This window comes from Acinetobacter sp. NIPH 2699 (assembly GCF_022549355.1).
GTDB lineage: Bacteria > Pseudomonadota > Gammaproteobacteria > Pseudomonadales > Moraxellaceae > Acinetobacter.
Map to the genome: position 1 here is coordinate 31,545 of NZ_JAKZGL010000008.1, position 16,603 is coordinate 48,147.

18 protein-coding genes and 1 CRISPR repeat array are annotated in these 16,603 nt (G+C 38.0%); of the genes, 12 read left to right on the forward strand and 6 right to left on the reverse strand.

The window, feature by feature from the left end; all coding sequences use genetic code 11:
- The first annotated feature begins 54 nt into the window (after positions 1 to 54).
- Positions 55 to 690, forward strand: a complete 636-nt coding sequence (locus MMP72_RS09515) for a TetR/AcrR family transcriptional regulator C-terminal domain-containing protein (protein ID WP_241316712.1) — start codon at positions 55 to 57, stop codon at positions 688 to 690.
- Positions 691 to 754: 64 nt separating this feature from the next.
- On the opposite strand, the gene MMP72_RS09520 is transcribed toward MMP72_RS09515, so the two are convergent.
- Both MMP72_RS09520 and MMP72_RS09525 read right to left on the reverse strand, forming a co-directional pair.
- The gene (locus MMP72_RS09520) at positions 755 to 1,387 is read right to left on the reverse strand and encodes an FMN-binding negative transcriptional regulator (RefSeq protein ID WP_241316713.1); all 633 of its coding nucleotides are present in this window, start codon (positions 1,385 to 1,387) and stop codon (positions 755 to 757) included.
- Positions 1,388 to 1,403: 16 nt separating this feature from the next.
- On the reverse strand, positions 1,404 to 2,462 hold the full coding sequence (locus MMP72_RS09525) for an AraC family transcriptional regulator (RefSeq protein ID WP_241316714.1): 1,059 nt from the start codon (positions 2,460 to 2,462) through the stop codon (positions 1,404 to 1,406).
- Positions 2,463 to 2,606: 144 nt separating this feature from the next.
- On the opposite strand from MMP72_RS09525, the gene MMP72_RS09530 reads away from it, so the two are divergent.
- Together MMP72_RS09530 and MMP72_RS09535 are read left to right on the forward strand one after the other, a co-directional pair.
- Positions 2,607 to 3,377 (forward strand): 3-hydroxyacyl-CoA dehydrogenase, encoded by a 771-nt coding sequence (locus tag MMP72_RS09530; protein ID WP_241316715.1) that lies wholly within the window; start codon positions 2,607 to 2,609, stop codon positions 3,375 to 3,377.
- A gap of 146 nt (positions 3,378 to 3,523) precedes the next feature.
- Positions 3,524 to 4,207 (forward strand): superoxide dismutase, encoded by a 684-nt coding sequence (locus tag MMP72_RS09535; RefSeq protein WP_277606364.1) that lies wholly within the window; start codon positions 3,524 to 3,526, stop codon positions 4,205 to 4,207.
- Between the two features lie 111 nt (positions 4,208 to 4,318).
- Here MMP72_RS09535 and MMP72_RS09540 read toward each other — a convergent pair whose 3' ends face one another.
- Complete coding sequence (locus MMP72_RS09540; RefSeq protein ID WP_241316719.1) at positions 4,319 to 4,897, reverse strand: flavin reductase family protein; 579 nt, start codon at positions 4,895 to 4,897, stop codon at positions 4,319 to 4,321.
- Between the two features lie 56 nt (positions 4,898 to 4,953).
- Complete coding sequence (locus tag MMP72_RS09545) at positions 4,954 to 5,973, reverse strand: AraC family transcriptional regulator (protein WP_241316721.1); 1,020 nt, start codon at positions 5,971 to 5,973, stop codon at positions 4,954 to 4,956.
- Between the two features lie 278 nt (positions 5,974 to 6,251).
- Here MMP72_RS09545 and MMP72_RS09550 point away from each other — a divergent pair, with 278 nt between their 5' ends.
- The 9 genes from MMP72_RS09550 (at position 6,252) to MMP72_RS09590 (ending at position 14,474) form a co-directional block, all read left to right on the forward strand.
- Positions 6,252 to 7,271: a triacylglycerol lipase gene (locus tag MMP72_RS09550; RefSeq protein WP_241316723.1), complete on the forward strand. Its 1,020-nt coding sequence runs from the start codon at positions 6,252 to 6,254 to the stop codon at positions 7,269 to 7,271.
- Between the two features lie 82 nt (positions 7,272 to 7,353).
- Positions 7,354 to 8,388, forward strand: coding sequence for a lipase secretion chaperone (locus MMP72_RS09555; RefSeq protein WP_241316725.1), 1,035 nt, complete (start codon positions 7,354 to 7,356; stop codon positions 8,386 to 8,388).
- A gap of 227 nt (positions 8,389 to 8,615) precedes the next feature.
- Entirely contained in the window at positions 8,616 to 9,482 is an 867-nt protein-coding gene (locus MMP72_RS09560) for a PAAR domain-containing protein (protein WP_241316727.1), read from the forward strand.
- On the forward strand, positions 9,479 to 10,174 hold the full coding sequence (locus MMP72_RS09565) for a hypothetical protein (RefSeq protein WP_241316729.1): 696 nt from the start codon (positions 9,479 to 9,481) through the stop codon (positions 10,172 to 10,174). The genes MMP72_RS09560 and MMP72_RS09565 overlap by 4 nt, the downstream gene beginning before the upstream one ends.
- A 71-nt stretch (positions 10,175 to 10,245) precedes the next feature.
- A CRISPR array of direct repeats spans positions 10,246 to 10,634; the repeat unit is 28 nt; unit sequence TTTCTAAGCTGCCTATGCGGCAGTGAAC.
- A gap of 246 nt (positions 10,635 to 10,880) precedes the next feature.
- Complete coding sequence (locus MMP72_RS09570) at positions 10,881 to 11,654, forward strand: HesA/MoeB/ThiF family protein (RefSeq protein WP_241316731.1); 774 nt, start codon at positions 10,881 to 10,883, stop codon at positions 11,652 to 11,654.
- Between the two features lie 57 nt (positions 11,655 to 11,711).
- Complete coding sequence (locus MMP72_RS09575; protein WP_241316733.1) at positions 11,712 to 13,010, forward strand: AarF/UbiB family protein; 1,299 nt, start codon at positions 11,712 to 11,714, stop codon at positions 13,008 to 13,010.
- A gap of 102 nt (positions 13,011 to 13,112) precedes the next feature.
- On the forward strand, positions 13,113 to 13,493 hold the full coding sequence (folB, locus tag MMP72_RS09580; protein ID WP_241316735.1) for a dihydroneopterin aldolase: 381 nt from the start codon (positions 13,113 to 13,115) through the stop codon (positions 13,491 to 13,493).
- Positions 13,450 to 13,884, forward strand: coding sequence for a 2-amino-4-hydroxy-6-hydroxymethyldihydropteridine diphosphokinase (locus MMP72_RS09585; RefSeq protein WP_241316737.1), 435 nt, complete (start codon positions 13,450 to 13,452; stop codon positions 13,882 to 13,884). The genes folB and MMP72_RS09585 overlap by 44 nt, the downstream gene beginning before the upstream one ends.
- Positions 13,885 to 13,922: 38 nt before the next feature.
- Complete coding sequence (locus MMP72_RS09590) at positions 13,923 to 14,474, forward strand: DUF2799 domain-containing protein (protein ID WP_241316739.1); 552 nt, start codon at positions 13,923 to 13,925, stop codon at positions 14,472 to 14,474.
- Positions 14,475 to 14,516: 42 nt separating this feature from the next.
- Here the strand turns inward: MMP72_RS09590 and coq7 are convergent, their stop codons facing one another.
- Positions 14,517 to 15,152, reverse strand: coding sequence for a 2-polyprenyl-3-methyl-6-methoxy-1,4-benzoquinone monooxygenase (gene coq7, locus MMP72_RS09595; protein WP_241316741.1), 636 nt, complete (start codon positions 15,150 to 15,152; stop codon positions 14,517 to 14,519).
- Between the two features lie 3 nt (positions 15,153 to 15,155).
- Entirely contained in the window at positions 15,156 to 16,478 is a 1,323-nt protein-coding gene (locus MMP72_RS09600) for an MFS transporter (protein WP_241316743.1), read from the reverse strand.
- Positions 16,479 to 16,603 lie beyond the last annotated feature (125 nt).

Below are 16,603 nucleotides of genomic sequence, written 5' to 3' on the forward strand. Positions count from 1 at the left end.
AATCTCTTTTATAAGACTTACACTGTAAGGTGAATTTACAAGGCAATAAAACTTATGTCAAATACCATTCATCAGAAATTAAAAACAAAAGAAAGTTTGTCCAAAGAACGTATTGTGCGTACTGCAATTGAAATGATTGAAGAAATTGGGATTGATAAATTTAGTTTGCGTAAGTTAGCTGAGAAATTAAATTGTGAGGCAATGAGTATTTATTATCATGTCAAAAATAAAGATCAGATTTTTGATGAAATTGTTGATTTGTTAATTTCAAGTATTCAATTTGAAAGTGATACTTTAGCTATGAAGCAGCAACTTATTTCTGTTGCACGACAATGGCGATTTTTAGCTAAAACTTATCCAAATTTCTTTCCTATTTTGGCTACTCACCAGCTCAATACCAATGTTGGTAGTCAGTTTATGAATCAGATTCTGATGATTTTTAAAAAAGAAAACTTATCCATACAACAAGCAAGCTATTTTTTAAGAATATTGAATTATTATTTAATCGGTGCAGGAGTTGACGAAACAAAAGGTTATCGTTCTGGTAGTTCCGCAGTTAATCCGATCAAATTAGATAGTAACCCTAATCATTATTCATTATTAGTACAAGCCATGCCGTATTGGGCAGATTCACACTACGATGAAATTTTTGAGTTAGGGTTGGAAATGCTTCTAGCTAAAATGGTATGAATATTGTTTCCCAATTAAGCTAAAGTTCATTGAGGAAATAGGTTGAGTTTTGATCAAACGTTAACTATTCCTCGATATATTGTTGTATAACCTTGGCGAGACCAATGTCTCCTTGTTTTTCCAAACCTTCAACAACACCTATAGCATCTATCTTTTCTCGATTCTGACTTAATTTAAATTTTCCTGTTATTCGTGTCATTTGAATTTCGATGCCGACAATATCAGCGATTTCCTGTGCAATATATTCTTTGGGTGCATCAGACATTTTCCAAGGAATTGGTTGCTTTGCTTCATGTGTACGCGTGAGTTTTGCAAGGATTCCACGCAAAGATTTTTCATCGTGTAAGAAGTTAATTTTCCCCTTTACATGGACAACTTGATAATTCCACGTCGGCACATGTTGATGATGTTGCTGTTTTGTCGGATACCAGTTGGGCGAGATATAACCTTGTTCGCCCTGAAAAATAATGAGAATTTCCGCACCATTTTCTATTTGTGTATGTAAGGGATTATTTTTGGCAATGTGAGCGACCAGTGTTGCCGTTTGGCTTTCTTCATCACGCAGTAATTTAAACGGCAAATGATTGGCTTCTAAACCCTCATCACTATGACTAATCAATGTGGCAAAAGGGTAGTCTTGAATGAGTTGGTATAGTTTTTCAAGATCTGTTTCTTCAAATATTTCTGGCAAATACATGGCTAAACTCCATTCACTACCTTAAATGACTGAGACGATTTTGTTTGTTGGGTGAAGATTTTCTATAAGAACCTGGACTGACACCACTCCATTTTTTAAATGCGCGGTGAAAGGCACTTGGGTCATGGAAATTAAGATCATCACTGATGCTTTGGATTGAATCATTGGTTTTACTGAGCCGCTCAATCGCAATATCACAGCGGATATCATTTTTGAGCTGTTGATAACTAAAACCTTCTTGTTTTAGGCGGCGTTGAATCGTTGCCGTGGACATATTCAGTTGTTGTGCAATATCTTTCAGCTCGGCCCATTGTGCAGGGGCTTGTAGAAGTAGCTGGCGACGGATTTGCAAGCTTAACGAATTTTCATTCTTAAATCGTACGATAAGATTATAAGGTGTATGTTTTAAAAAGTCCTTTAAGGCATTTTTATCTTTTTTAATTTTATGTTTGAGATAATGCGCATCAAATTCAATGCTGTTTTGTGCAGTATTGAATTGAATATTTTCACAGAAACGAACACGATAGTCTTGTATTTCTACAGGTTGGTGACATTTGAAGGTCATTTTGTGAAAGTTAATACGCTGATCACTTAACCAACACATTAAACTATGCACAAGCATTAAAAAAGTCGCATAGGTAAACATGCGTTTTGGCTGTTCACGATCATGCAAGATTAAATACGCTTTATCACCTTGTTGAACAAGTTCTGCTTGAATATCATCGAGTATTAGCGCTAAAAAGTTAAGAATTTCCCTAATCGCTTGTTCTAATGTTTCGGTATTAAATGCTAGTTTAGCCAATAGCTTATAACTTCCTCGACGCATCGGATGAGTATCCATTCCCAAGAATTCATCATTCATGCTTTCTGCAAGTTCGACCCATAGCTGAGCACATTGCGTGACAGGAATACGGGCTTTAGCTGACGTTAATAACTCAGCCGAAATACCAGCACGATTGGCTATATGTACAATATTTAAGCCACGGCTTGCAGCTACGCTTACTGCTTCACGAATCAGTGCGTTTGAAATGGTATCTTTAGCAGAATCAAGATCAAGGTTTGGGTTTTGGCTCATATGCGGATGAAACAATAGGAGAGGAAATAGGTGGAATGCTCAAAAGTTGCATCACATTTGCTACTTTTTGGAATTGTATCGGAAAAAACTTGCCTTTACTCTCTGTTATAAAAATATATCACTTTAATTTGACAGGAAAAGTAAATGAAAATTCAAGGAAAGCACTTTGTTATTACAGGTGGTGGTTCTGGTCTAGGTGCAGCAACAGCAGAATATCTCATTGAAAAGGGTGCTTCTGTTAGCTTGGTGGATATGAATACTGAGGTCGGAGAACAACAAGCATTGACCTTGGGTGAAAAAGCGGAGTTTGTAAAACTTGATGTCACTGACGAACAAGCCGCAGAGCAGTTTTTTAAAGATGTTATTGCAAAGCATGGCAGCTTACATGGTTTAGTCAACTGCGCAGGGATTGGACCATCTGCAAAGGTGGTTGGAAAAGAGGGTGTACATGATCTAGCCATGTTCTCTAAAGTTTTGCATATCAATGTTACTGGTACATTTAATATGCTGCGTTTTGCAGCAGACGCGATGAGTAAAAATACCATTGAGGACGGTGATGAAGATCGTGGCGTGATCGTCAATACAGCTTCAGTTGCGGCTTTTGATGGCCAAATTGGTCAAGCGGCTTATTCAGCATCTAAGGGGGCAGTGGTGGCGATGACTTTACCACTTGCGCGTGAATTGGCGCGTCATGCGATTCGTGTGATGACCGTTGCGCCAGGCATTATGGAAACGCCAATGCTTAAAGGTTTGCCGCAAAACGTCCAAGATGCTTTAGGGCAAATGGTGCCTTATCCTTCACGTTTAGGTCGTCCTGAAGAATTTGCTCGCTTGGTGGTTCATATTGCTGAAAATTCATATCTGAATGGTGAAGTGATCCGTTTAGATGGCGCGATTCGTATGGCGGCGAAGTAATTTGATCGATTTGAAAAGTACGGTGAGGTACTGTACTTTTCAAGTTTTTCATCGTTTTAATGTATCAGTTTGTAGCCTATTTTGACGCATGATGGATTTGCTTATATATTGATAATGAAAACTATTATCAACATTGGATTGAAATAATGCGATATCTGAACAAAGGTTTATTGACATTAGCTGTGTGTTCGAGCTTGAGTATGTCTGCTCTTGCAAACTTCACACAAGCGCCTTTACCTTACAAAAGTGATGCTTTAGAGCCTGCTATTGATCAGCAAACGATGGAAATTCACTATGGTAAACACCATAAAGCCTATGTCGATAATTTAAATGCTCAGATCAAGACTTATCCTGAACTGGATAAATTAAGTGTAGAGCAGATCCAACAACAGATTTCTAAATACAATGCCGCGGTTCGTAATAATGGTGGTGGACATTTCAACCATGCTTTCTTTTGGGAGAGCCTAGCGCCAACCAATAAAACAGGGAAGGCAAATGCCAAGTTATTAAAACAGATCAATCAAGATTTCGGTTCATTTAAAGCTTTCCAAGAGCAATTCAATCAAGCAGCGACCAGTCGTTTTGGTTCAGGTTGGGCATGGTTAATTGTAAATCCACAAGGTAAATTAGAGATTACTTCGACACCAAATCAAGACAATCCACTGATGGATATTGCTGAGAAGAAAGGTCAACCTTTGCTTGGCTTAGATGTTTGGGAACATGCATATTATCTAAAATATCAAAATCGTAGAGCGGACTATACCGATGCTTTTTGGAGTGTAGTGAATTGGAATAAAGTTAATGAGCGTTATGCACAAGCTGTAAAATAATTTTTAAATCAAATCATTTCAGTTAAATCAGTGATTTGATTATCTCGTTATGCATTTACTTCTTAAAAAAGCGATGAGTATTTTCATCGCTTTTTTGTCTTATTTTTAGTTTTAAAGATTTACTTTTACTTCGTCACCGATTAAATAAAATGTACCACCAGCAATATAATGTAGGCTGCGCAAGTTTCTGTCAGCATCGGTAAAATGCCAATGTCCATCACGGAAAACACGTGAATCTGCCCATGCAGCAACAACAGAACCTATAAATAAATCATGATTTTGTTGAATATGTGGTTCAGGGATCACTTTACAGATGAGCCACGCGATGCTGCCATCGACTAAAGGTATGTCAAAGCCTTCTTTATAGAAAAGTTGGGTCTTACAATCTGTCAGTTTATTGGGATTATCAAATTTACTGATGGTTCCGAGTTGATGAACCATGTCGATTTGACTATAGCAGGGCACTTGCAAAGCAAAGTAACCACTTTGCTCAACCAGTTGACGAGTTTTAGTGCTTTTATCTAGTACGATGGTTACTTTGGCGGGTGTTAATTCTAAGGCGCAAGCCCAAGCGGCAGCCATAACATCTGTATCTTGTTCATGTTGAGCTGAGACCAAAACAGTAGGGCCATGATTCAGAAGACGATAGGCTTTGGCTAATTCAACTGAAGTAATTTCTTGAGCACTCATATCATGTCCAATCGGTTGATTATTTGTCTTATTGTTACATAGACTTGCCGAATACTTTATTCAAGATCCCAACGTTTGAAGGCACGGTTAAAACTGGATGTAGAGGCGTAACCCAGTTTTTTTGCGATATCATCTTTGGTGATCAAAGGGTTCAGAAGTAATTTCTGTGCCTTTGACTTACGAACATCATCATAAAGAATTTGAAAGCTTATATTTTTTTCTTGCAACATACGTTGTAGGGTTCGTTTCGTCAGATTTAACTTTTTTGCAACTTGATCAATGCTTAACAAACCATCGACTTCATCATCAATCAATTGTTTGACCCGATATAGAATATCTTGTGTTGTTGCTAGATCATCCAATTCCTTTTGACAAAGTAGTTTAAACTTTTCAGACGTGAGGGGATCAGACATGCTTAAGGGCATTTCTAAAAGCTGAGTGGATGTAATTAAACAAGTACGAGGTTGTTCGAAACGAATTTTCTCAAAGGTGGAGCTTAATATTTCCTCAAAACGAGAAAAATAAGGTGGATATTTACACTGTAAATCTATACTCGGTTTGAAGTTTGGAATGAAAAATCTGACCAAATATACAAAGCCAGTCAGAAAGAAAACACAACTAAATTCATAGGCTTGTAAGTCAGCACGATCATTTAAGTTAATCGCAGCACTATCATAAACTACATGGTAATAGGCGCGTTCCTGCTCAATCGTAAAACTTAATTCAACAAAGGAGCATTGCAAGCTTACAAACTGGTTAATGGTTTTAATGGCATCGAGTGCATTTTTTGAGATCGCGACGGTAAAACCCAGTAATCCATGCGAGCTAATTTTTAATTGGCGACCTGCGAAGAAGCCAATGCCTTGTTCTTTGGTGAGTTCAATCGAACGCGCAATCACTTTTTTGAATGAGGAAAGACTAATTTTATAATTTAGATCGTTGAGTCTTTCTATTTCAACACCTGTACCCCAAAATAATTCTTCAACCGTAATATTCCACTGTGATACAACTTCACTGATCAGGTGGGCGTAAGAACTAATAATAAAATGCTGATGAAGATGGCGAGGAATACTCATAATGCTACTCAAATTCCTTTTGAAAGCTAATTCTATTTCATTTGAAAATAATGTAGCACACGTGATTTAAAAATGTACATTCATCGGATTTTTGTAACTTAATAAAAAAATTGGCGTGCGATGTTATGATTTTGGCGCAGTTTGTTTTACTCTAAAAATCACACAATATTTCTTGCGAGTATACTTTTGCAGGTCTTTTGTAGATTTGGAATGATTCCTACTACAAGTTTAAAGACGATATTGTTGTCATAAAAATGAAAAATGCTTGGAGCAAAAACGTGAAAAAAAAATATTTAAACGCTATGACTTTAATGGCTGGCATGTTGGTCAGTAGCGGATCTGTTGTGCATGCTGGTCTCTTCGATTTTCTATCACCCAAAGCATCATGGCAAAATTGTAATGTGAACTCATGCTCGGTTGGTGGCAGCGCAAGGGTGACATCCGACTATGCAAAAACCAAATATCCAATTTTGTTAGCACATGGGATGGCAGGTTTTTCGGCTGTTGGTCCAATGCAATACTGGCATGGTATTACAGAAGACTTAGTTGGCAATGGTGCAAAAGTCTTTGTTGCACAACAGGCATCCTTTAATTCGTCAGAAGTTCGTGGTGAGCAGTTATTACTACAAACCAAACAGGTTTTGGCGATTACTGGTGCTTCAAAAGTGAATCTGATCGGACATAGTCATGGTACACATTCGATTCGCTATGTCGCGGGCTTAATGCCAGATAAAGTTGCATCGGTCACTGCTGTTGGTGGGCCTGTTAAAGGTTCAGATGTTGCAGATGTTGTATATGCCTTTACCCAATCACCAGTTGGTCCTGCGGCTACGCCTCTGATTGCAGCGGCAGTCAATGCATTTGGCGCTTTGATTGGAATTGGTTCTGGAAATTATTATGACCAAAATGCTTTAGCTGGGCTTAATTCACTCACGACAGCAGGATCTGCTGATTTTAATCAACGTTTCCCAGCAGGTGTGCCAATCACAGCCTGTGGATCAGGTACTGAGCTGGCGAGTAATGGCGTTCGTTACTACTCATGGAGTGGAACAAGTCCGTTTACCAATGCATTAGATCCGATGGATTATGCATTAACGGCAACATCATTATTAATTTCTGGTGAAAGTGATGGTCTCGTTCCTCGTTGTTCGAGTCATTTGGGTACTGTTATTCGTGATAACTATGCATTTAATCACTTAGATGAAGTCAATCAGGTCTTAGGATTGGTAGGCTTTCTACAAAATCCAGTGACACCATTTCGTCTACATGCAAATCGCTTGAAAAATCAGAACCTTTAAAAATATGATCAAGGGAGTAATGGATTTACTCCCTTGATTTAAAATAGATTCAACAACTAATTAAAAAATAGAGTAATGGAATATGAGTGCCAAGTTTTTAAATAATAAGACAATAATTTTAGTAAGTGTCACGTGTTTATTTATTTTATTGGCTCTAATTTATTGGGCTTTTAAGCCAACAAATCAAAATCAAAGTAGTCAAAATGATTTGCATGCACAAAACTTAATGAAAAATAATACTTTGCCAAATGGTGAGCATGAAAGTAACAAAGGGAAAATGCCAATACTTGCGCCGTCTTTGCAGGGCACTGAAATTGATTGTCCCATTCAAGTTGATGCGAATGGAAAGTTGATTTTAACTGTGGGTATTCGCAGTTGTTTTGACTATTTCTTTTCTAGCTTAGGTGAAAAAACTGAATCTGAGCTTATTTTAGATATTCGACAATACTTAACCGCAACGTTGCCTGAAACGGCAGTAGATTATGCAAGTTACTTGCTTGATCAATATGTAGCCTATACGCATACTTTGAAAAACCTTAGAACCAGCACTTATTTTAAAAGCGATGAAATTGATAAATTCCAAAATATCATTGATCAAATGGCGAAGTTACAACAACAGTTTTTTAATGAAGCTGAAATCCAAGCATTTTTTGGAAATGAAAGAAGTCTGAATCAGTTTAGTATTGATCAAATGCGAATTCATGCAAATAAGAGTTTAACACCACAGCAAAAAGCGACAGAGTTAGCGAAGTTGATTGATTATTTACCTTCAACGATGGCAGATGGTGTGAGAGTTTCAATGCAATTTGCTGAATTACAGCAATTAACACAAGAAATTCAATCCAAAGGTGGTTCAGCGAAAGAACTTCGAAATATGCGTGAGAGTTTATTAGGGCCTGAAGCTGCTGATCGTTTAGAGAAGGTTGATCATGAGGAAGCTGTGTGGCAAAAGCAAGTCAACAGCTATTTATCTGAACGTGAGCAGATTTTGAAGAGTGATGCGGATGATGCAAGTAAACAACAGTCGATTAATCAGCTACGCAATCAATCCTTTGGTACAAAAGAGGAATTATTAAGAGCGCAATCTTATGAAATTATGCGTGATCAGAAAAAATAGTGGTTTGAAGCTGCTTATGAGACAACAATATTGCTGCTACACACTACATAGGTGGCTGTTCTTTATAAACTTATTGTGAAGAAGCCCATTAAAAATATAAGCAGTCATAAAATTTAGTGAACTTTCTTTGAGGGCTTTATATATTTTGCAATTTAAATACATAAAAGTCAGTACATGCTTTAAGCACTTTGCTACCATGTTGCCAAAATAAAAGAAAGGGTTTAATTTTGGCGACAGCATATATTGTGGTTGGCTGCCCCACGACTGGTGGTGGTAAAGTCATTACAGGAAGTAGCTTTTTTCTAATTGAGGGTATTCCTATCGCCTGCGTTGGTGATACAGCGACTTGTCCTAAACATCAAATAGTTGCAACGATTATCACTGGTGATCCTCACATGCAAGTAATGGGGAAAATGGCTGCTAGAGTTAATGATTCATTGTCATGTGGTTGTAAGCTATTACCGATGCAGAATCTTGTTGTTCAAGATAATGGAGCATCTACAAGTTCAAAACCATCAAAATCCAATGCTGTGTCTGCTGTAATTAATACAGTATCTAATACTCTTAAACAACAAAATACAGTAAATAATGGTTTTGTTAAGGACGAGTACGAAAATTACTACATCGAGCAAAACTCAACAAAGTACGTAAAGTTCCAAAACGTCATCTTGCCTTATGATGAGGATAAGCGAAGCCTTTTCGGGGTACTTAGCCAAGCTGTTTCAGGTGTATGTACTTTCATCATCACTTACACCTTAAAAGAACAAGAACTTTTTGTGTCAGTCTCTATACTCCCCCCGACATTAAGCGGTGATGCTACAATTTTACCGTATGCAACTCTTGAACTTGAACACAAAAACCAGAGCCTCGGCAAAATACGCTTGGAAAAGGGCCAAGGTGTTTGGTCAACCGAAAAGGGTATGGAACCTGTAGGTCAATGTAAGATAACACTACCTAAACCTGATCTATCAATCGTAACAGCAATTCTAACTATGGGTTACACGGCAAAATTCGATGGCGGTACTGCCCGACCAAACCCACCCCACACGCGCTTTTCTTTCACCCTAACCTCAGCAGCAAGACGTAAATCATGAGTAGAAAATTAATTGGTGTTATTGTCCTCATTTCTGCGTGCAGTATTACTGCCTGTAGTAAAGCGTCAAACGAACAAGACGTTGTAAAAAACTACTCTCAAGGCGTAAAAACTGAACTCTCCACAAGTGATAAAGCGATTTTAGATAAATATGAATCCATCACAAATGAAGTTATGATCTTTGGTGAAGATGAAAAGATAAAACAAACATTAGTCCCTTTGATACCTGAAATTAAGCAGGTCACAGCTAAAAAACAAAGGGAAATGGCATTGATGAATATCTATATGCTGTCAGGCATGTACAAGGATGCTTATGAGTTAAACGAGCAACAGATCAAAGAAAAACCATTACCTCAACGAATAATATTTAGATGTACGTTGTTAGGGAAACTAAACGAAGCCAAAATAAAAATCCAACAGTGTCATGAAGCGTCTGCACAGCTTATACAAACTGAGTTAGCCAAATCATCCAGCAAAGATGATCCACAATATAAAGATGCAGAATTTGTTTATTTAACTGAAATGTACAAGGCTGGACATACTGACTATAAAGCTAAAATACAATCATTTATTAACGGGACGAAAGATGTAGTAGCTAAAGATAGATATAAATCTTTGTATGATGCTGAAATTGAGTCGTTTTATGGTACCGATTCAGTAAACTATGTGCCTGAGTCCTTCAAAACACAATAAAAGAACCATCCTATGGGGGCAGCTTCAAAATGTGGACTGCTCCCAGTATCCTAGACATTGAAGTAGCCTCATTTTGAAGCTGCCTATGCGGCAGTGAACGGTATTGATCGCTATATATCTTTAATTCAAGATTTCTAAGCTGCCTATGCGGCAGTGAACATATTTTTTCCTAATTAGGTTCGGGTGGTGGATTTCTAAGCTGCCTATGCGGCAGTGAACTGGGGATTGTTAATCCCGAACAGCTTTCGCTCTTTCTAAGCTGCCTATGCGGCAGTGAACAGAGACATTTAAGACTATATTTGGCGAGCAATCTTTCTAAGCTGCCTATGCGGCAGTGAACTAATTCAGACTGATAAAGGCTTTCTTTTAAAATTTCTAAGCTGCCTATGCGGCAGTGAACCATACTGAGCATCGGTACTTCCTTACTGAGCATTTCTAAGCTGCCTATGCGGCAGTGAACTATAAAATAGCATAAATAAATTAAGCAAAAACATAAAGTTGAACACTAATTTATGCAAATACCCAAAGTTTTTACACCATGTTGTAACTTATTGATTTTATTAGGCTGTTAAAGAGTGATGAAAATATTGGGGTAAAAACGTGAATTTGTCAAAGTAAAATCATCATAGATATAACACTTATTCCTTTGCTAAATCGTTTTGCGCACTTAAAATTAAAATGAATGATTCACTAGAGAAGAACTAACGTGTCTGACCATCAAGAAAATGCATTTGAACTGAGTGACGATGAGATGCATCTATATAGTCGTCAGATTCTACTGGATGGTTGGGATATAGAAGCACAAGAAAGGTTGAAACTTGCCAATGTTTTGATTGTTGGAGCAGGTGGAATTGGTTGTACTAGCGCAGAGCTTCTTGCCCGAGCCGGTGTGGGTAAAATTACTATAGTTGATGCAGATACGATTGAAATGAGTAATCTACAACGACAAATTGCATTTATCCCACGTGATTTAGGCCAATACAAAGCAGAAGTACTGGCAAAGCACCTACAAGCGATTAATCCACATATACAAGTGAACTATCAAAATAGTCGTTTTGATGAAACGAATGCTGATGATTTAGTACAGCATCAGGATGTAGTTTTAGATGGCTGTGATAATTTTACCACCCGATATTTAGTCAATACGACCTGTAGAAGACTACAAGTAGCTCTGATTAGCGCCTCTGCAATTGGTTTTGAAGGGCAGTTATTTATGGTAGATACGGATTCAGCTTGTTATGAATGTCTATTTCCTAAAGAACAGCATGTCGATGAAGGCTTACGTTGTGCTGAATCTGGTGTATTGGCAACTACACCTGTAATGATAGCGTCATTACAAGCACATCACACTTTGCTTTATTTAGGCTTGGGTTTAACACCACTGAAGCAAAAACTGTTACTTTGGAATGGTTTTAACCTTTCACAGCGCATTCTACAATTTGAGAAAGATGCAAATTGTCCAGTTTGTCAGGCAACTTGATCGGTAATATCAGCAAACTTTGCTACAATAATGCCATCTTCGAGGCAATGAAAGATTATGAAAAGAAATATTTTATTTGATGGACTACGCTCTGTTGCACGTATTGGTGAAACAGTTATGGTTGCAGCACAAGCAGGTGTGAAATATGCAACTGAAAAACCGAGTAACGCAAAACTTATGCGTGAAACTTTTGAATCATTGGGCTCAACTTATATTAAGCTCGGGCAGTTTATTGCGAGCACACCATCTTTATTTCCTCGTGAATATGTCCAAGAATTCCAAGGCTGTTTAGATCAAACACCAACCTTGCCATTTAGTTATATTCAACGCGTTTTGGCTGAAGAGTTTGAGGGGAAAAACCTCAATGAAATTTTTAGTTTTATTGATGAAAAGCCGCTTGCTTCAGCATCAATTGCACAAGTACATGCTGCCAAATTAGTTACAGGCGAAGATGTTGTATTAAAAGTGCAAAAGCCGGGTGTTGAAACCATCTTATATACTGATTTGAATGTTGTGCATTGGGCGACCAAATTATTAGAAAAGGCGGTTCCAAAGATTAAGTTTGCATCTTTGTCAGAAATCGTAGATGAGATCAAAACACGTATGGTACGTGAAGTTGATTTTATTGAAGAAGCACAGAATCTCGATGACTTTGTTCAATATCTCAATGTTTCAGGCAATACGGCTGCAACTGCACCCAAGGTTTATCATCAATTTTCGACACGTCGTGTGCTGACTATGCAGCGTTTGTACGGTGTATCGTTAACTGACTTTGACGTTGTCAAACAGTATGCTAAAGATCCAACACAAGTGTTGATTACAGCAATGAATACTTGGTTCGGTAGCTTAATGCTGTGTAAGAGTTTCCATGCTGATTTGCATGCAGGCAATCTGATGTTGCTTGAAGATGGACGTATTGGCTTTATTGATTTTGGAATTGTTGGACAACTTAATCCTGAAGTGTGGACAGCGTGTATGGCATTTATGGATGCTTTACAGCATACCAACTATACGGCAATGGCTGAAAACATGCTCAAAATGGGTATGACCAACAAAAAGATTGATACACAAGTCTTGGCTGATGATCTAGAGCGTTTATTTAGCGGAGTGTTATTGGCTGATCCTCAAGAAATTCTGAGTTCAAATCCAGCAGATTTGAATGACATCATGATGGATATGATCGGCGTAGGTGAGCGTCATGGAATCAAATTCCCACGTGATTTCGCTTTACTATTCAAGCAAATGTTATATTTTGATCGTTTCATGCGTATTCTTGCACCATATACCGATATTTATGCTGACCAACGTTTGAAAATGGTTCACAATATCGAACCTGCTTCGTTTTTAAAGCATTAAGAATTCCCTAAATCCCTCTTTCTTACGATGCTTTAGTCGCATTTTAGGGGGACTTCATTTACTGAAAATGAGGAATGGTTTAAATCAATGAGATGTTAAATTATGGATGCCATTATTATTGAAGGATTAAAGGTTGATACCGTGATTGGTTGTTTCAATTGGGAACGCCAAATTATTCAACCTTTAATGTTAGATCTTACCATTCATAATGATCTTAGTCAGGCTGCACACTCTGACGAGTTAGACGATACACTCAACTATGCTCAAATTTGTGAACTTGCAGCCCAAGTGATTCAACAAGCTCAACCTAAACTGATTGAGCATGCAGCTCAGTTAGTGCTTGATTGTTTATTTTCTACTTTCCCTTCAGTCGAATCGATCATTATCACGATTCGCAAACCTGCAATCATTGCACAAGCTCAAGCAGTAGGAATTCGTCTTGAACGCAACAGAAACGATTTTTGCGCTCGCACTGGCGAGTAATGTTCAACAGCAACAAAACTTTATTTTTGCTTATGCCCAAATTGAAAACTTAGGTATGGTGGAGTTTTCTCCAATTTATAGCATTCCATGCCGAGATGGGATTGGTGCTGATTATTGGAATTCAGCATGCTTATTAAGAAGTCACTTCGCTGTTGATGAAGTGATGGAGATACTCAAAAAACTTGAAGAGCAATCTGGACGTATGCGCCCATCTCACCATATTAGTTTAGATATTGATGTGATTGCGTGGGGCAAGACTTTAGACAATATGCAATTTAATCCAAAAAAGTTACCTTTAGCATTAGATGTAAAAATTCCTTTATACGATTTATGGCAGCAAGCTGAACTAAGTTATGATCAAAATATACAGTATCCTGTCATTACAATATAATTTTTTATAAATAACACGTGAATAATAGGCAGCATTTTATGAAGAAAATTTTATTTTTATCTATGCTAACGGTTTTACTTTCTGGCTGTGCCGCAATGAGTGTCGAGCAATGCAAAACAGCAAACTGGTTCAATGTCGGTGAGAAAGATGGTTCTGCTGGGCATGAATCACGTCTCGATAAATATTATTCCTCTTGTCAAAAAGCCAACGTTGTTCCAAACCAAAGTTTATATGAAAAAGGCTACCAAAAAGGCTTAGGTTATTATTGTCGACCTGAGACGATCTTTAACGAAGCATTGGATGGACGCGGTGATTTTCGGGTGTGTCCTTTAGACAAACGAGCGTCGCTGCATCGCTATTATCAGGTTGCAAATGATTATTATCAGGCAAACGCTGAATTTGATCGTTCACAAAATGATTTAAGTCATTATTTGAAAGAGTTAGAGCGTAAAGATTTAACGTCTAAACAAAGAGAAGATTATAAGAAGCGTTTAAATAATGTACATTTGAATAGTCGTAGTGTGCAATCACGTTACCATGATGCAGTTCGAAACTTAGAGCGTTTTAAAGCTGAACATGGTTTACCTTAATTGAGCAACAGGGCGTTATATCATGATATAACGCCCGATTTTTTAGATGTAATAACTGGTTTTGGTCATGAGTTTTGAAATGGCGGTCATGGTGATCCGTACAGGCGTGGGTAATTCTACGCCACCAGCTTGTAATGCCGTATCCCGATGATGCAATTCATCTTGATTCATTTGTTCTAAAATTTTACGAGAACGCTCATCTTGCTCAGGTAGCTGTTGAAGGTGATCTTGTAAATGCTGGCTGACTTGACGTTCAGTTTCAGCCACAAAACCTAAACTATATTTATCACCTGCAATGCCTGCAATTGCACCCATTCCATAAGATAAACCGTACCATAGTGGATTTAAGGCGCTGGTATGGCTATCCAACTCTTTTAAGCGTTCCTCGCACCAAGCCAAGTGATCCTGTTCTTCAATCGCGGCTTGCTGCATTTCCTGACGAACATGGGGAAGCTTTGCGGTCAATGCCTGACCATGATAAAGCGCTTGAGCACATACTTCACCACTGTGGTTGACACGCATTAAACCAGCGACATGGCGCGCATCACTGACGCACAATTGTGCAGATTCATCATGTGCAGGGTTACTACGTTGTGAAGTCGTTGCACCTGGAACTAAACTGCGTAATGCTTGGTCGAAGGAGTGAATGAGTTGATCGAGACCTGTGTACTGACGCATAGATTAATCCTCTAAAGTATTGGGAGCACTGTCCAATAAAGGTTTTAGGCGTTTTAATAACCAAAATGTATAAATTGCGCTTAAAACAGCAGTAATCGTAAATAAGATTTTAATATCAATTTGCAAAATGCTTAAGATTAAAATTGAGAAAATTGCTGAAGAGACCATAAATATAGCATTTAGAATGTTATTTGCGGCAACAACGCGAGCACGGTGAGAGCGTGGTGAATAGGCTTGCATCATTGCATATAGGGGAACGATATAGAATCCACCACTGATGCCTAGCAAAGTGACTGCAATCATCACATGATAATACACAGCGCCTTCGGTGAAGATATCTTTTAATGTCAGTAATTCACCCGTACGTTCAGGGACAAAAGCCAAGCTAGCAGCCAGATAAAACGCGAAAACCGTTAAACCAATCGCACCGTAAGGGACCATTTTGATATTGATTTCAGTCCCACCAATTCGTCGACATAGTAAAGAGCCAACACCGATACCGACAGAGAAAAAGGTCAGTAGTAAACTGACGACATTTTCAGAAGCATGAAGATTTTGTTGGGTCAACTGTGGAATCTGAGTTAAATAGGTTGCTCCATAAAACCAATACCAAGAGTTGCCGAGCAAAATCATAAAAATAACAGGAATACCTTTTACGTATTTAACTGTTTGAAAACTGGTACGAAAAAAGTTCCAGTCTATTTTTAAATCTGGTGCAGCAACTTTCTGGGGGAGAATAAATCGACTACTAAAATAGCCTAAGCAAGCAATCGCGACAACCGTAATACTAATCCACAATAAATTGCCTGCTGAAATGGCGATTACAGCGCCACCTAAGATCATCCCGAATAAAATAGCGATAGATGTACCAGACTGGAACAGTGCATTTCCAGACATCAACTCATTGGGTTTTAATATTTCAGGAAGAATGGCGTATTTTATCGGACCAAAACAGGTTGAATGTGTGCCCATTAAAAAAAGTGCCAATAACAGTAACCACAAATTACCGAGTAAGAAACCTACGGTACCGATCAGCATAATCACAATTTCAACGAGTTTAAGCAAACGAACCAATTGTGATCTTTCATATTTATCAGCAACTTGACCAGCAGTTGCGGAAAAGAAAAAGTAAGGCAAAATAAACAGCAAAGCGGCTAAATTATTGAGTGTACTGACAGCAGCGGTTTGTTGTTGAATCCAACCATAAGTAATGACTAAAAGAAGGGCTTGCTTATAGACATTATCATTCAGCGCACCGAAAAATTGAGTGAAAAACATCGGGGCGAACCGACGTGATGTCATTAAGCGCTCATCTTGTTTCATCATGTGTTCACTTCATTGTGATTTATAAAAAATTGTGACGTACTGTAAACATACTAGAAAATACATGTATGATACTTTCATGTTTGATTGGATGAAAAATCAAAGATTTGAACAAGTTTTCAGCCATC

Excerpts from the sequence above, each read along its gene's own strand:
- MMP72_RS09515 (WP_241316712.1), top strand. The coding sequence starts at position 55 with ATGTCAAATACCATTCATCAGAAATTAAAAACAAAAGAAAGTTTGTCC.
- MMP72_RS09520 (WP_241316713.1), bottom strand. The coding sequence starts at position 1,387 with ATGTATTTGCCAGAAATATTTGAAGAAACAGATCTTGAAAAACTATAC.
- MMP72_RS09525 (WP_241316714.1), bottom strand. The coding sequence starts at position 2,462 with ATGAGCCAAAACCCAAACCTTGATCTTGATTCTGCTAAAGATACCATT.
- MMP72_RS09530 (WP_241316715.1), top strand. The coding sequence starts at position 2,607 with ATGAAAATTCAAGGAAAGCACTTTGTTATTACAGGTGGTGGTTCTGGT.
- MMP72_RS09535 (WP_277606364.1), top strand. The coding sequence starts at position 3,524 with ATGCGATATCTGAACAAAGGTTTATTGACATTAGCTGTGTGTTCGAGC.
- MMP72_RS09540 (WP_241316719.1), bottom strand. The coding sequence starts at position 4,897 with ATGAGTGCTCAAGAAATTACTTCAGTTGAATTAGCCAAAGCCTATCGT.
- MMP72_RS09545 (WP_241316721.1), bottom strand. The coding sequence starts at position 5,973 with ATGAGTATTCCTCGCCATCTTCATCAGCATTTTATTATTAGTTCTTAC.
- MMP72_RS09555 (WP_241316725.1), top strand. The coding sequence starts at position 7,354 with ATGAGTGCCAAGTTTTTAAATAATAAGACAATAATTTTAGTAAGTGTC.
- MMP72_RS09565 (WP_241316729.1), top strand. The coding sequence starts at position 9,479 with ATGAGTAGAAAATTAATTGGTGTTATTGTCCTCATTTCTGCGTGCAGT.
- MMP72_RS09575 (WP_241316733.1), top strand. The coding sequence starts at position 11,712 with ATGAAAAGAAATATTTTATTTGATGGACTACGCTCTGTTGCACGTATT.
- folB (WP_241316735.1), top strand. The coding sequence starts at position 13,113 with ATGGATGCCATTATTATTGAAGGATTAAAGGTTGATACCGTGATTGGT.
- MMP72_RS09590 (WP_241316739.1), top strand. The coding sequence starts at position 13,923 with ATGAAGAAAATTTTATTTTTATCTATGCTAACGGTTTTACTTTCTGGC.
- coq7 (WP_241316741.1), bottom strand. The coding sequence starts at position 15,152 with ATGCGTCAGTACACAGGTCTCGATCAACTCATTCACTCCTTCGACCAA.
- MMP72_RS09600 (WP_241316743.1), bottom strand. The coding sequence starts at position 16,478 with ATGATGAAACAAGATGAGCGCTTAATGACATCACGTCGGTTCGCCCCG.